The organism is Microbacterium sp. HSID17254, from assembly GCF_003989315.1.
In the GTDB taxonomy this organism is placed as follows: Bacteria; Actinomycetota; Actinomycetes; order Actinomycetales; family Microbacteriaceae; genus Microbacterium.
The window spans coordinates 124108-136452 of record NZ_RBLT01000002.1; the positions used below are offsets into that span (position 1 = coordinate 124108).

Below are 12345 nucleotides of genomic sequence, written 5' to 3' on the forward strand. Positions count from 1 at the left end.
ATGAATCGCTCTGAGGTCATCCCGTCGCTCGTGCTCTCGGGCTACGCGCTGGGTCGCATCGCCGCCCAGGACGCGGGGAACGAGGCGCCCGCCGCGCAATGGCGGGTGCTCAGCCTGCTCGACCAGTCGGGTCCCCGTCGCGTCGGCGAGCTCGCCGCGGCGGCCCGCACGACACAGCCCGGGATGACCCGGTTGCTCGGCACCCTCGAACGCGAGGGCCTCGTCCGCCGCTCCCCCGACCCCGACGATTCCCGTGCCACCGTCGTCGCCGCGACCCCCGACGGCACGGCGGCCCTGGCCGCCTGGCGCTCCGAGTTCCGGGAGACGATCGCACCGCGGTTCGCCGACCTCGACGACGACGACTGGCATGCCCTCACCCGTGCGGCCGAGATCCTCGCCGCCCGCACCTCTGCCGACCGGACAGGAGACATCCGTTGAACACCGCCCCCGCTACACCCGCCCCCTCGGTCTGGCGGCAGCCGGCCCAGGTATGGGCCGTCGCCTTCGCGTGCGTCGTCGCTTTCATGGGCATCGGCCTCGTCGATCCGATCCTCCCGGCCATCGCGGAGTCCCTCGAGGCCACGCCGGTCGAGACGGAACTGCTGTTCACCAGCTACCTCCTCGTCACCGGCCTCGCGATGCTCGTCACCAGCTGGATCTCCAGCCGGATCGGCGCCAAGGCGACCCTCCTCGTCGGTCTCGGCCTGATCGTCGTGTTCGCCTTCCTCTGCGCGATCAGCGGCAGCGTCGACGCGGTCATCGGCTTCCGTGCCGGCTGGGGGCTGGGCAACGCGCTGTTCATCTCGACGGCGCTGGCCACGATCGTCGGCGCCGCATCCGGCGGCAGCAGCGCGGCCATCGTGCTGTATGAGGCGGCACTCGGCCTCGGCATCGCCGTGGGTCCCCTGCTCGGCGGCATCCTCGGCGAGCAGAGCTGGCGCGGCCCGTTCTTCGGCGTCGTGGCCCTGATGGCCATCGCCTTCATCGCCGTGCTCGTGCTGCTGCGGGGTCCGGGCGAGAAGCGCACGCCGGTGAAGTTCTCCGCCCCCTTCACGGCCCTGCGCCGTCCCGCGCTCGCGATCCTCGCCGTGGCCGCCCTGTTCTACAACATCGGCTTCTTCGTGCTGCTCGCGTTCTCGCCCTTCCCCCTGGGCTTCGGCGCGATGGGCATCGGCCTGACCTTCTTCGGCTGGGGTGTCGCCCTCGCGATCACCAGCGTGTGGGTCGCGCCGGTGCTGATGCGCCGGATGCCGCGGACGCACGTGATCCTCACCGTGCTGCCCCTGCTCGCCGTCGATCTCGTGGTCGCGGGACTCGTGGTCGCCGAACCGGCCGCTCTCGTCGTGTGCATCATCGTCGGCGGTCTGCTCCTCGGCATCATGAACACCGTGCTGACCGAAGCCGTCATGGAGGCGACAGACCTCCCCCGCTCCGTCGCCTCTTCGGCCTACTCCGCAGTCCGCTTCCTCGGCGGCGCGATGGCCCCGCCGATCGCCGCCCTGCTGTGGCACCTGTTCAGCGCCACCGTGCCGTACCTCTTCGCCGCCGCCGCCGTCCTGCTGGCCGCGCTGACGATCCTCCTCGGCCGGAAGGTCCTCGCGCACATCGACGACGAGCCGGCTGATGCGACCGCCGAGGACGCGGCGGCGATCCTCGTCGGTGACGCCGGCTGACCTGCTCGGCTACCGTGGGGGCATGACCGACGCTCCTCCCCTCCCCGAGCGCAGCCGACGGGTGCAGGAACACCTCCTCGCGGCCGGTGTCGAGACCGAGATCCGGGTCCTTCCGGACTCGGCGCGCACCGCCGCCGAGGCGGCCGCCGCCATCGGCTGCGACGTCGCCGCGATCGCCAACAGTCTCGTCTTCCTCGCCGACGGCCGCCCCGTCCTCGTCATGACCAGCGGCGGGCACCGGGCGAACCTCGCCGTCCTGGCGCGAAGCGTGGGGGCGAGCGAGGTCGTCATGGCACCGCCCGCCACCGTGCGCGACGCCACCGGACAGGCGATCGGCGGAGTGGCGCCCGTCGGCCATCCCACGTCCCTCCCGACCTTCATCGACAGCGCGCTGCAGGTGTACGACGTGGTGTGGGCGGCGGCGGGCCACCCGCACACCGTCATGCCGCTGACCTTCGCCCAGCTGTCGGATCTGACCGCCGGCACGGTGATCGAGGTCGTCTGACCCGATGTCCGCGCCATGCCCCATGATGGAGGCGATGCCGGCCGCGGCGCGAGCGACCGGCGAGACGGAGGCGATGACATGTGCGGACGATTCGCGAACGACGCGGCGACGGACGAGCTGATCAGGGAGTTCGTCGCCGAGGGCGGCCGCCCGGAGGACTGGTGGAAGTCCTGGCACGGCGCCTACTCGATCGCGCCCACCGAGAGCGCCCCGATCGTCCGGGACCGCGGTGAGGGCCGCATCCTCGAACTCGTGCGGTGGGACTGGCAGAGTCCTCCCAACCGTCCGCAGCGCGCCCCGCTGATCAACGCACGGATGGAGAAGCTCGCCGCCGGGTTCTGGGCGCCGGCGTTCTCCGCCGCGCGGTGCCTCGTGCCGATGCGCGGGTACTTCGAATGGACGGGCGAGAAAGGCCACAAGACCCCGCACTTCCTCCACGGGGACGGCCTGCTCGCCGCCGCCGGCCTCACCTGGTCGATGGAGCATGAGGGAGAGAAGGTGCGCTGCTTCGTCGTCGTCACCCGGGAGGCACGCGATGCCGGTGGGGAGGTGCACGACCGGATGCCCGCCTTCCTGACTCCGGACACCTGGGACGCCTGGCTCACACCGGAGAAGCTCACCGGGCAGACCAAGCTCGATACGCTGGCGATGCTCGATCACACCTCCGCCGATGTCGCGGCGACGCTCCGCGGACACGTCGTCGACCGCAAGGTGAGCAACACGCGCACCGTCGACCCGTCCGATCCCACGCTTCTCGATCCGGTGGCCTGAAACAGGGAGACACGCGACGACGCACGACACCCCGGTCGGGTAGGAGAACGGGCAGAAGTGTGAAACGCTGAGCACACCCCACACCAGCGGTCATCGCGTCCGCGCCTCTTAGCACAGGTTCCCGTGGCGAGAAGGGAATCTTGCGATGGGCAAGTTCATCTACGAGAACAGCGTCAAGGTCGACATCGAAGACCGCGCTCTCACACACATCCAGCTGGTCATGACCGCGAAGCTCCGCCGTGGCGAGCCCTTCGGCTTCACCTGGAAGGACGACGTCAGCATGGGCGGCGGCCGGACGACGGTCTGGATCCATGCCGGAAGCTCGCTGGTGTACAAGTACCACGGCAGTCGCCAGCCCAGCGTCAACCGCGCCTGGATCGAGGCCCTCGCATTCACCGCCAACGCCCCGAGCGGTCTGTACCTCGTCCCCGAGCCCGCGGACCAGCAGCAGCCGGACGGCAGCGAGAGCGCTCTCACCCGGTCCTAACACGCTCTTCGGCGGGGTTCAACCCCTCTTGTCGGGTTTCGAGGAGGTTCGTACCGTGGAGCGCATGGGGAACCAGACGGGAATGACGACGACGCACATCGAGATCGATGGGCACGACTTCCTCCTGCCTCGCAGCACGGATGTCGCGGACCTCATGTCTCGGATCGAAGCGGCGGCGCGCTCGCAACCGACGTTCATCGACTTGGCGACCGGCGACGCTCTGACGAGCGTGCTCATCACCGCGCAGTCGCGTGTCGTCGTCTACCTGATCCGCGAGGACGCCGGCCACGACGCCCCCATCGACGTGCGCTCCACGCTCGACTGGGATCTCTGAGTAGCACGGTCCGCTCGTAGACTGGACGGATGCTTGTCGCCCTCATCCGCCCCCGAGCATCCATGACCGTCGACGTCACCGGGACATCCCTCGAAGACGTCCACGCCCAGCTCGATGCTCATCGTGAGCCGGGCTACGCGCTCACTTCCGCCCCGGTGCGCATGCTCAAGGGTGAGGCGAAGATGGAGGCCACGGGGACGTTCCAGCGCGTCGACGGCGTCGAGCAGATCGAGGCCGAGGACATGGCGGGCATCGAGGCGAAGGTCCCGGAGGGCTGGCAGCTGCTCTCGGTCCGCCGGGCCTGACGCGCGCGCCACCCGCCGCCACAGCGCGCGTTTCCGATCCCCGCGTCGGCAGGTCGTCGCCTCCGCCCCATGCCGGTTCGAAAGGTGCCTCTCCCGGCCGCGAGAGGCACGGTTTTCCCGGCCGCGAGAGGCACGGTTTCGATCCCGCCCTGAGCGATCCAGCCCCGAAACAGGCAGAGAAAAAGCCCCGGAGATGGCGAGATCTCTGAGGCTTGTTCCGTGCACCCCCAGGGACTTGAACCCTGAACCCACTGATTAAGAGTCAGTTGCTCTGCCGATTGAGCTAGAGGTGCGTGGCCCGGGATAACCCCGACCGAGGAATTACATTACCAGCGGTTGGCGCCGACACGAAATCCAGCGCGGCCCGGGCGTGGCTCGGGCGTTTCGCCCCCTCATCCTGGCCGATGGTCTCTGCGGGCGCCGTCGGGGCGGCGACTATCCTGAGAGCGTGACCGCCACTCCCGACGCCGCCGACCTGCGCGCCGATCTCCAGCTCGCCCTCCGCCTAGCCGACGCCGCGGATGCCCAGTCGCTCCCGCGTTTCGACGCCGCCGACCTGGAGATCTCCACGAAGGCGGACCACTCGCACGTGACGGACGCCGACCTGGCGACGGAGCGGGCGATCCGCCGGATCCTCGAGGAGGAACGTCCTGACGACGGCATCTTCGGCGAAGAATTCGGCGCTCAGGGCAGCACCGCCCGGCAGTGGATCATCGACCCGATCGACGGCACCGCGAACTTCCTCCGCGGTGTCCCGCTGTGGGGCACGATGATCGCCCTCGCGATCGACGGCGTGCCGCGCGTCGGCGTGGTCAGCATGCCCGCCCTCGGTCGACGCTGGTGGGCGGCAGCCGGACATGGCGCCTGGACCGTCAGCGACCGCACCGAGCGCCGTCTCGCCACCTCGACCGTCTCCTCGCTGGACGAGGCCAGCGTGAGCTTCCAGAGCATCGCGCAGTGGCGTGACGCCGGACAGCTGGATGCCCTGCTGCGCCTGAGCGAGCACGTCTGGCGCGATCGGGCGTACGGCGACGTCTACGCCTACATGCTCCTCGCCGAAGGACGACTGGAGGCGGTCGCGGAGTTCGATGTGAAGGAGTACGACATCGCAGCGGCTGTGGCGATCGTGAATGAGGCCGGCGGGCGCATGACGGCATTCGACGGCTCCGAGACGATCTCCGCCCGCTCAACACTCGCCACCAACGGCACTCTTCACGACGAGTTCCTCCGTCTCCTGCACGACTGACCACCCCGAGGCCACGATGACCACCCGACGACTCGCGATCCTGACCGGTCTCGTGCTCGCGGGAGCCGCCCTGACGGCGTGCACGGGTGGCGGCACCCCTGAGCCGTCGGCGCCGGGCTCGGCCGCTCCCACGGGAGACGGCGGCGCGAGCGCGACACCGGGCGGGGACGAGCTCACGTGCGAGTCGATGATCTCCGAAGGCACCGTCGCGGCCCTCACCGACGCCGGCTGGACGGCAGAGCCACGCGAGTTCCGCGTCGGGGACGTCGAGCTGACACAGGGACTCCTCTGCTTCTGGGCGGACTTCAGCGTGCCCTCGGACCACGGTCAGATGTACGGCTGGTCCCCCCTGTCCGCCGAGGAGGCGGAGCGCGCACAGGCGGGCCTCGAGGAGGAGGGGTGGCGGAGCGAGGAAGACGCTCAGGGCACGTACGTCACCGAGGACCCGCAGTTCGCCATGAGCACGGACGAGGACGGGTACGGCATGACGTATCTCTTCGGGGACGGCTGGGTGAAGGTCGCCGACACGAAGCAGGGACTCCTCCTCATCGAGGGACAGCGCTGACGCCGCACACCACTCGGGCTGGTGTTGTCAAGCCGCTGGGCCTGAGGCCGCAGACGGACGAGGCTGGTGACATCCGTCGAGGAAAGGAATGCGCATGGGTAACGACAGCGACCGCAACGACATCAGCACCGAGCCCTCCCCCGGCCCCGAGGAGAACGACAACCTCGGCGCCGAGGACAACAAGGGCGAGCCGCGCACCGTTCCGCCCACGGACGGATCGGATGACGACGGCGGCGACGTGCGCGCCGAGGACCCCGACCGCTCGCACTGAGTCTGCCGCCCCGATGCCAGGAGCCCCGCCTCGCACGAGGTGGGGCTCCTTCGCCGTCACTCGGCCGTGGAGCCTTGGACGATCTCGTCGACGAGCGTGATGCCTCCGGTGGAGTTCGCCGATTGCATGAGGTCGTCGATCCACTTCGGGTTCAGCTTGGGCGGCTCCCGCCCTTCGAACGTGAAGCGCAGCGGGATCGACGGATGCAGCCAGATCGTGGAGCGTCCGTACGCATCGCCCTCGGGGTGGGTCCACGACACCGTGAAGCTCTCGTTGCGTCGGAGCTTCGTCGCGATCACGACCTTGAGGTGCGCGAGCGCGCGGTCCTCGATGTGGAGCTGGCTCGTGCTGTCGTACATGATGAACCCCATGTGCGAATGGTAGGCCTCGCCCGACTCCGCCACCAGGGCCGTCATGCCGCGCCTCCCCACCCGCGTCTCAGCCGCGGACGTCCCTCGGGTCGTTGCCGTAGCTGTTCCGCTCCCCGATCGTGCCGTCCTCCCGTCGGATGAGGTGCTCGACCTGACGCGCCCGAGCCGTCTCCCGCCCGACGGCGACCGCCTCGTCCTTCGTGTCATGCGGCCCGCTGAACGTGTTCACCTCGCCCTGGACGCGATTGAACCAGCCGCCTTCCTGGTGGAACGTGTCGACATCGCCCTTCGGCATGGCGTCTCCCTTCGTCGTGGACCCCCTTGGTACCGCGCGACCGCAGTCGCCTCCGACCCCCTTGCGCGCGCCGGTTCGGTCGTACGCGCACCGCGCATCGGTCGCGTCCCCCGAAGAGGGGACAGACATCCGGTCACTCCGCCTGCGATCATCGCGATGAGGGAGTCGAACGGGCGGGCGCTGTCCCGCCGATCGGGGAAGGAGACTTCTGATGACGACCGACATCATCGCGGGGCCGTTCCTGACGGCGGTCCGCGAGGCCTGGGACCGTGGGCGGGGAACACTCATCGTCCCCCGGGATTTCACCCTGACGCAGTTGGCGGCCGGAGCGGGGTCGCTGAGCGCAGAGGTCACCGACTCGACGGGGACCCGGTTCGGCGTCCGCGTTCCGCTTCCGGCAGCCGCCCGGTGGGAAGGGAGGGCACAAGGTGGTGAAGGCACGCCGGAGCACTGGGCGCTGTGGAGCGTCATCATCCCGCTCATGGAGGAGCTGGAGACGGACGCCGGGCGCCGCTTCGCCCCCGACGCCGACGGCGTCCGCTGGGTGACCGCATAGTCGACCGCGGTCACCAGCCGCGGAGCCTATCGCAGGCCGTCTTCGCAGTCGCTTCCCCGGCGGGCTTCCCACCAGAGCGCGTACTCGGGTCCCTCCGCGGTCTCGATCGTCCACGGTGGGAAGGTGATGAAGCGGTCGAGCGCGAGTGCCCACGAGCTGTCTGCTCTGGTCGATCCGGGGTCGTCGGCAGGAAGCTCGTCCTCTGTGGACCACGACTCGGCCGGATGGGTCTTCGCCCATTCGTAGATGAGCTGGCCCGTCTGAGACCAATCGCGGTCGTTCATCTCTTCCGCGATCTCCGGGGGCATCGGCGCGCGGTGCGGGGTCCTGTAGTCGTAGGTACACGAGTACGTCCGCCCGTCGTCGCCGACATAGCTCAGCGCGATGGTCACGTTCGTGACGAGGTCCACCCTCCGCCCCAGCACCCACGCTGCGGCGACGAGGAGCACGGCTGCCACCACCACCGCGATCACCGCGACGAGCCAGCCGGTGCGGCGCCGGCTCCGCACGGGCGGGCGGGGTTCGGACGACATCTTCCCATCGTAGCCAGCTCGACGTTCCGACCCCGCGGGGGTCTCTGCGGCCCGTTCCCCGACACGAAGAAGCCCGCCTCCCCGGATACATGACCAGGGAGGCGGGCCTCGTTCTGTGTGACAGCGACCTGGTGGAGCTGGGGGGAATCGAACCCCCGTCCAACGCTGAGTCTCCACGCCTTCTCCGGGCGCAGTCTGTGGAAGCGTTCTGCTCGGCTCCGACCTTTGTCACAGACACCTAAGTCGACGAGCCCAGCCTGGGAAGAGTCCCACGTGACGTCCAGACGCCGTCACGCAGCAAGATTCCTAGATGACGCCAGGATCCGTATCGGAATCACATACGGTCTGACGGACTATCGGGCTCGCTTAGGCAGCGAGGGCGAAGTCGTTGCGCTTGGATTCGGCAACTATTGTTTTGCAGAGAGCGTTTACGAGATAACTCTGCATCCTCGGCCCGCTTCTCGTGGATTCACAGGCGCTGTCGAAACCGATCAGCCCCGTGGTCCTTCTCTCGAAGGAGCCGCTGTCACACTGTGGAATTGTCAGCCTCGGACGACGAGCACCCGAGCATCACAGGATACAACGTTCCCGCCCGCGTCGCCATTCCACGCCGCCCGCGGAGGTCGCGTAGAGTCGGCGCCATGAGCGATGTGACTGTCACCGTCCGCGGCGAGCACGAGGCCCGTCTGGCTCCGGAGCGCGCCACCGCCCACGTCGGGGTCCGCGCGGAAGGGCCGGACCGCGCCGCGGTCGTCGACCATGTGATGCGCTTGGCCGAGCCCGTGCGGACCAGCATCGTGGGCCGCGTGGAAGCCGGCTCCGCTCTCGACTGGAGCAGCACCCGCCTCTCGGTCCGTGCGGAGCGCCCGTGGAACGCCGACGGGAAGCGTCTCGCCCCGGTCTACTACGCGAGCATCGACGTCACCGCGACCTTCGCCGAGGCGTCGGAGCTGTCGGTCTGGATCTCCGACATCTCCGCCTGGGATGGCGTCGAGGTCGGCGGTGTCGACTGGCACCTCACCCCCGAGACCCGCGTTCGCGTGGAACGAGAGGTGGCCACGCAGGCCGTCCACGTGGCCGTGACGAGAGCCGAGGCCTACGCCGCCGCGCTCGGCCTCGCCGACGTGGCTCCCCTGGAGATCGCCGATACCGGCCTGCTCTCCACCACGGTGCCGACGCCCGGCACACCGCTGGGGAAGGCGCGCGGTGCCGTCGCTTTCGCGGCCGACACCGCGCCGGCCATGGAGTACGAGCCGCAGGACATCGTCCTCACGGCGACCGTCGAGGCGCGCTTCCTCGCTCGCTGAGCCTCCGCCGTCAGTCGCTGACGACGTAGGCCGCGAGGTCGGCGGCGAGACGCTCGGACACGTGCGCGTGCACCGCGGTCCCTGCCTCCTGATGCTCGACGGACAGCAGCATCCCGGTCTCGTGGATCGCCGCGACGAGGTCACCGCGGTCGTACGGGATCACGGCGTGGAGCTCGACGGCCGGCTTCGGCAGCGCCTCCTCGATCGCCGCGCGGAGCTCGACGATGCCCTCGCCGGACCGTGACGAGACGAAGTGCGCCTGCGGCTCCAGGCCGCGCAGCACGAGCCGCTCGTCCTCGGGGATGAGGTCGGCCTTGTTGAAGACGACGATCTCCGGCATGTCGCGCACGCCCACATCGCCCATCACGTCGCGCACGGTCTGCAGCTGGCCGGCCGGGTCGGGGTGCGAGCCGTCGACCACATGCAGCACGACGTCCGCGTCACCGACCTCCTCCAACGTGGAGCGGAAGGCTTCGACGAGCTGGTGCGGCAGGTTGCGCACGAATCCCACCGTGTCGGTGAGCGTGTACACCCGGCCGTCTTCGGTCTCGGACCGACGGACGGTCGCATCGAGGGTCGCGAACAGCGCGTTCTCCACGAGCACGCCCGCGCTCGTCAGAGCGTTGAGCAGACTCGACTTCCCGGCGTTCGTGTACCCGGCGATGGCGACGGAGGGGATGGTGTTGCGCTTGCGTTCGGCCCGCTTCGCCTCGCGCGCGGGCGCGAAGTCGCGGATCTGCTTGCGCAGGAGCGCCATCTTCGTCCGGATGCGCCGGCGGTCGAGCTCGATCTTCGTCTCACCGGGTCCGCGCGAGCCCATGCCCGCGCCTCCGGCGCCGACCTGTCCACCGGCTTGGCGGCTCATCGACTCACCCCAGCCGCGCAGGCGCGGCAGCAGGTATTCGAGCTGCGCGAGCTCGACCTGGGCCTTGCCTTCTCGGCTCTTGGCGTGCTGGCTGAAGATGTCGAGGATCACGGTGGTCCGGTCGATCACCTTGACCTTCACGACGTCTTCGAGCGCACGTCGCTGGCTGGGGGCCAGCTCGGTGTCGGCGATCACGGTGTCGGCGCCGACGGCGGCGACGATGTCCTTCAACTCCTGCGCTTTGCCGCGTCCCAGGTAGGTGGCGGCGTCCGGGTGCGGACGGCGCTGCAGCACGCCGTCGAGCACGACGGCGCCTGCCGTCTCCGCGAGCGCGGCGAGCTCGCGCAACGAGTTCTCCGCGTCCTCCTGGGCGCCCTGCGGATACACGCCGACGAGCACGACGTTCTCGAGCCGCAGCTGGCGATACTCGACCTCGGTGACGTCTTCGAGCTCCGTCGACAGACCGCCCACACGCCGCAGCGCATGCCGGTCCTCGAGGTCCCACTGGTCGCCGTCTGCGGTCGAGTGCGCGGCCGTCGCTTCGTCCTGGAGCGCCTGCGCGGCGCCGAACATCCGCACCTCCGAGCGCTTCTCTGCGTTCGCCAGCACGCGGTCGACCGTCTGGTCGTCGGTGGAGGGTGTCTTCGTCTCCGTCATCCGTTCCTGTCTCTGGTTTCCTCGCGAGCCTTAACCTTAGCCCGCGCCGTCCGGTACGCTCACCGTATGGGGTCCGACCACTACTTCACTGCGGCCCCGGCTAGCCCCGAGAACCTGCGCAAGATCCGCGTATCCCTGGCAGGACGTGAGCTCGAAGTGACCACCGCGGGTGGCGTCTTCAGCCCGGATCGACTCGACGCCGGCACCGCAGTGCTTCTCGCCAACATGCCTCCGGTTCCACCGGGAGGTCATCTTCTCGACCTCGGCAGCGGGTGGGGGCCGATCTCCCTGTCGATGGCGCTGGCCGCTCCGCACGCGACCGTCTGGGCGGTCGATGTGAACGAGCGGGCTCTGGACCTCGTGCGTCGCAACGCCGCAGCCCTCGGCCTCACCAATGTCAACGCCGCACTGCCCCAAGATGTTCCCGCCGACGTGACCTTCCGCACGATCCGGTCCAACCCCCCGATCCGGGTGGGGAAGAACGAGCTGCACGGTCTGCTCGAGAAGTGGATCCCGAGGCTGGATGAGCGCAGCGATGCGTGGCTCGTCGTCCAGCGGAACCTCGGCGCCGACTCCCTGCAGCGCTGGATCGCGGCGACCTTCCAGCCCGGCTACAGCGTCTTCCGGACGGCGACCGGCAAGGGGTACCGCATCCTCAAGGTGCGCAAGCACGGAACACCGCCGACGGAGCCCATCGACCTCGTCTGAGAGGTCCGCCCCGCGACCTCAGACGAGGTCGACCTCACCCTGATAGACGAGCTGCGCGGGCCCGGACAGGGCGACGTGCTCCCCGTCTTCGGCGGGGAACATGCGAACTCCGAGCGTGCCGCCCGGAACCTCGACCTGCCAGTTGTCGGGGGCCTGTGCGCCGGCCCAGTAGCGCACAGCGAGAGCCGTGGCGGCGACACCCGTCCCGCAGCTCAGTGTCTCGCCGACGCCGCGCTCGAAGACACGCATCCGCACGTGCCCGATGCCGTCGCGCACGAGGGGCTCACCGGGCACCACGAACTCGACGTTGGCTCCCGCGGGCGGAGCCGGCTCCAGCTCGGGCGTGCGGGTGAGTTCCAGCAGTCCGAGCTCCGCGTCCGAGGCCAGTGCCACCACGACGTGCGGGTTCCCGACGTCGATGCCCAGTCCCGGACGGGTGACGGTCAGCCCGTCCGCGCGCACCAGCGGGTCGTGTCCCGACAGCTTCCACGCGCCGAGGTCGACCTGATAGCCGCTCACGCTGCGGGTGACGTCACGGACGCCGGCTCTGGTGCCGATCGGGAGCGTGCTGCCGGGCTCGATCGCCGCGAGACCCGAGCGGACGAGGTAGTGGGCGAAGACCCGGATCCCGTTCCCGCACATCTCCGCGACGGAGCCGTCGGCGTTGCGATAGTCCATGAACCATTCGGCATCCGGCTCTTCTGCCAGGGCGGCTGCACCCTCCGGGATCGCGGACGAGCGCACGACGCGCAGCACGCCGTCCGCGCCGATGCCGAAGTGGCGATCGCAGAGCACGGCGACCTGCTCCGCCGTCAACTCCAGCTGCCCGTCGGGGTCGGCGATGATGATGAAGTCGTTGCCGGTACCGTGCCCCTTGGTGAATGCGACCATGGGAC

18 protein-coding genes, 1 tRNA gene and 1 other RNA gene are annotated in these 12345 nt (G+C 69.5%); 13 read left to right on the forward strand and 7 right to left on the reverse strand.

Annotated elements, in window-relative coordinates; genetic code table 11:
* The 7 genes from D8M34_RS02115 to D8M34_RS02145 all read left to right on the forward strand — a co-directional run bounded on the left by D8M34_RS02115 (position 1) and on the right by D8M34_RS02145 (position 4075).
* Positions 1–438, forward strand: coding sequence for a MarR family winged helix-turn-helix transcriptional regulator (locus D8M34_RS02115; RefSeq protein ID WP_025103257.1), 438 nt, complete (start codon positions 1–3; stop codon positions 436–438).
* Positions 435–1673: an MFS transporter gene (locus D8M34_RS02120; protein ID WP_025103256.1), complete on the forward strand. Its 1239-nt coding sequence runs from the start codon at positions 435–437 to the stop codon at positions 1671–1673. The genes D8M34_RS02115 and D8M34_RS02120 overlap by 4 nt, the downstream gene beginning before the upstream one ends.
* A gap of 22 nt (positions 1674–1695) precedes the next feature.
* The gene (locus tag D8M34_RS02125; protein ID WP_025103255.1) at positions 1696–2178 is read left to right on the forward strand and encodes a YbaK/EbsC family protein; all 483 of its coding nucleotides are present in this window, start codon (positions 1696–1698) and stop codon (positions 2176–2178) included.
* A 78-nt stretch (positions 2179–2256) separates the two neighbouring features.
* Positions 2257–2949: an SOS response-associated peptidase gene (locus D8M34_RS02130; RefSeq protein WP_085607360.1), complete on the forward strand. Its 693-nt coding sequence runs from the start codon at positions 2257–2259 to the stop codon at positions 2947–2949.
* A 145-nt stretch (positions 2950–3094) separates the two neighbouring features.
* On the forward strand, positions 3095–3436 hold the full coding sequence (locus D8M34_RS02135) for a DUF7882 family protein (protein ID WP_025103253.1): 342 nt from the start codon (positions 3095–3097) through the stop codon (positions 3434–3436).
* A gap of 64 nt (positions 3437–3500) precedes the next feature.
* A complete protein-coding gene (locus D8M34_RS02140) occupies positions 3501–3770 on the forward strand; it encodes a hypothetical protein (protein WP_126893022.1) in 270 nt (89 codons plus the stop codon).
* Positions 3771–3799: 29 nt separating this feature from the next.
* The gene (locus D8M34_RS02145; protein WP_126893023.1) at positions 3800–4075 is read left to right on the forward strand and encodes a hypothetical protein; all 276 of its coding nucleotides are present in this window, start codon (positions 3800–3802) and stop codon (positions 4073–4075) included.
* Positions 4076–4295: 220 nt separating this feature from the next.
* Here the strand turns inward: D8M34_RS02145 and D8M34_RS02150 are convergent.
* Positions 4296–4368 (reverse strand) — tRNA-Lys (locus D8M34_RS02150).
* Between the two features lie 155 nt (positions 4369–4523).
* Between D8M34_RS02150 and D8M34_RS02155 the strand changes: the two genes are divergently transcribed.
* The 3 genes from D8M34_RS02155 (at position 4524) to D8M34_RS18740 (ending at position 6157) form a co-directional block, all read left to right on the forward strand.
* On the forward strand, positions 4524–5321 hold the full coding sequence (locus D8M34_RS02155; RefSeq protein WP_126893024.1) for an inositol monophosphatase family protein: 798 nt from the start codon (positions 4524–4526) through the stop codon (positions 5319–5321).
* 16 nt (positions 5322–5337) lie between these two features.
* On the forward strand, positions 5338–5886 hold the full coding sequence (locus tag D8M34_RS02160) for a hypothetical protein (RefSeq protein ID WP_126893025.1): 549 nt from the start codon (positions 5338–5340) through the stop codon (positions 5884–5886).
* A gap of 94 nt (positions 5887–5980) precedes the next feature.
* Entirely contained in the window at positions 5981–6157 is a 177-nt protein-coding gene (locus D8M34_RS18740; protein WP_153244977.1) for a hypothetical protein, read from the forward strand.
* A 56-nt stretch (positions 6158–6213) separates the two neighbouring features.
* On the opposite strand, the gene D8M34_RS02165 is transcribed toward D8M34_RS18740, so the two are convergent.
* Positions 6214–6528 (reverse strand): DUF7882 family protein, encoded by a 315-nt coding sequence (locus D8M34_RS02165; protein WP_126893058.1) that lies wholly within the window; start codon positions 6526–6528, stop codon positions 6214–6216.
* 67 nt (positions 6529–6595) lie between these two features.
* Entirely contained in the window at positions 6596–6823 is a 228-nt protein-coding gene (locus D8M34_RS02170) for a DUF2188 domain-containing protein (protein ID WP_062634870.1), read from the reverse strand.
* A 211-nt stretch (positions 6824–7034) separates the two neighbouring features.
* Between D8M34_RS02170 and D8M34_RS02175 the strand changes: the two genes are divergently transcribed.
* Entirely contained in the window at positions 7035–7379 is a 345-nt protein-coding gene (locus D8M34_RS02175) for a hypothetical protein (RefSeq protein WP_126893026.1), read from the forward strand.
* A gap of 26 nt (positions 7380–7405) precedes the next feature.
* On the opposite strand, the gene D8M34_RS02180 is transcribed toward D8M34_RS02175, so the two are convergent.
* Positions 7406–7912 (reverse strand): hypothetical protein, encoded by a 507-nt coding sequence (locus D8M34_RS02180; RefSeq protein ID WP_194088841.1) that lies wholly within the window; start codon positions 7910–7912, stop codon positions 7406–7408.
* Positions 7913–8041: 129 nt separating this feature from the next.
* Positions 8042–8411, reverse strand: a transfer-messenger RNA (tmRNA) gene (ssrA, locus tag D8M34_RS02185).
* A 142-nt stretch (positions 8412–8553) separates the two neighbouring features.
* Here ssrA and D8M34_RS02190 point away from each other — a divergent pair.
* On the forward strand, positions 8554–9219 hold the full coding sequence (locus tag D8M34_RS02190) for an SIMPL domain-containing protein (protein ID WP_126893027.1): 666 nt from the start codon (positions 8554–8556) through the stop codon (positions 9217–9219).
* Positions 9220–9229: 10 nt separating this feature from the next.
* On the opposite strand, the gene hflX is transcribed toward D8M34_RS02190, so the two are convergent.
* Positions 9230–10741 carry a GTPase HflX gene (gene hflX, locus D8M34_RS02195; RefSeq protein ID WP_126893028.1) on the reverse strand — a complete coding sequence of 504 codons (1512 nt, stop codon included), beginning with the start codon at positions 10739–10741 and terminating at the stop codon, positions 9230–9232.
* Positions 10742–10807: 66 nt separating this feature from the next.
* Between hflX and D8M34_RS02200 the strand changes: the two genes are divergently transcribed.
* Positions 10808–11449, forward strand: coding sequence for a class I SAM-dependent methyltransferase (locus tag D8M34_RS02200; protein ID WP_025103235.1), 642 nt, complete (start codon positions 10808–10810; stop codon positions 11447–11449).
* Positions 11450–11467: 18 nt separating this feature from the next.
* Here D8M34_RS02200 and dapF read toward each other — a convergent pair whose 3' ends face one another.
* A complete protein-coding gene (gene dapF / locus D8M34_RS02205; RefSeq protein ID WP_126893029.1) occupies positions 11468–12340 on the reverse strand; it encodes a diaminopimelate epimerase in 873 nt (290 codons plus the stop codon).
* Between the last annotated feature and the right edge of the window lie 5 nt (positions 12341–12345).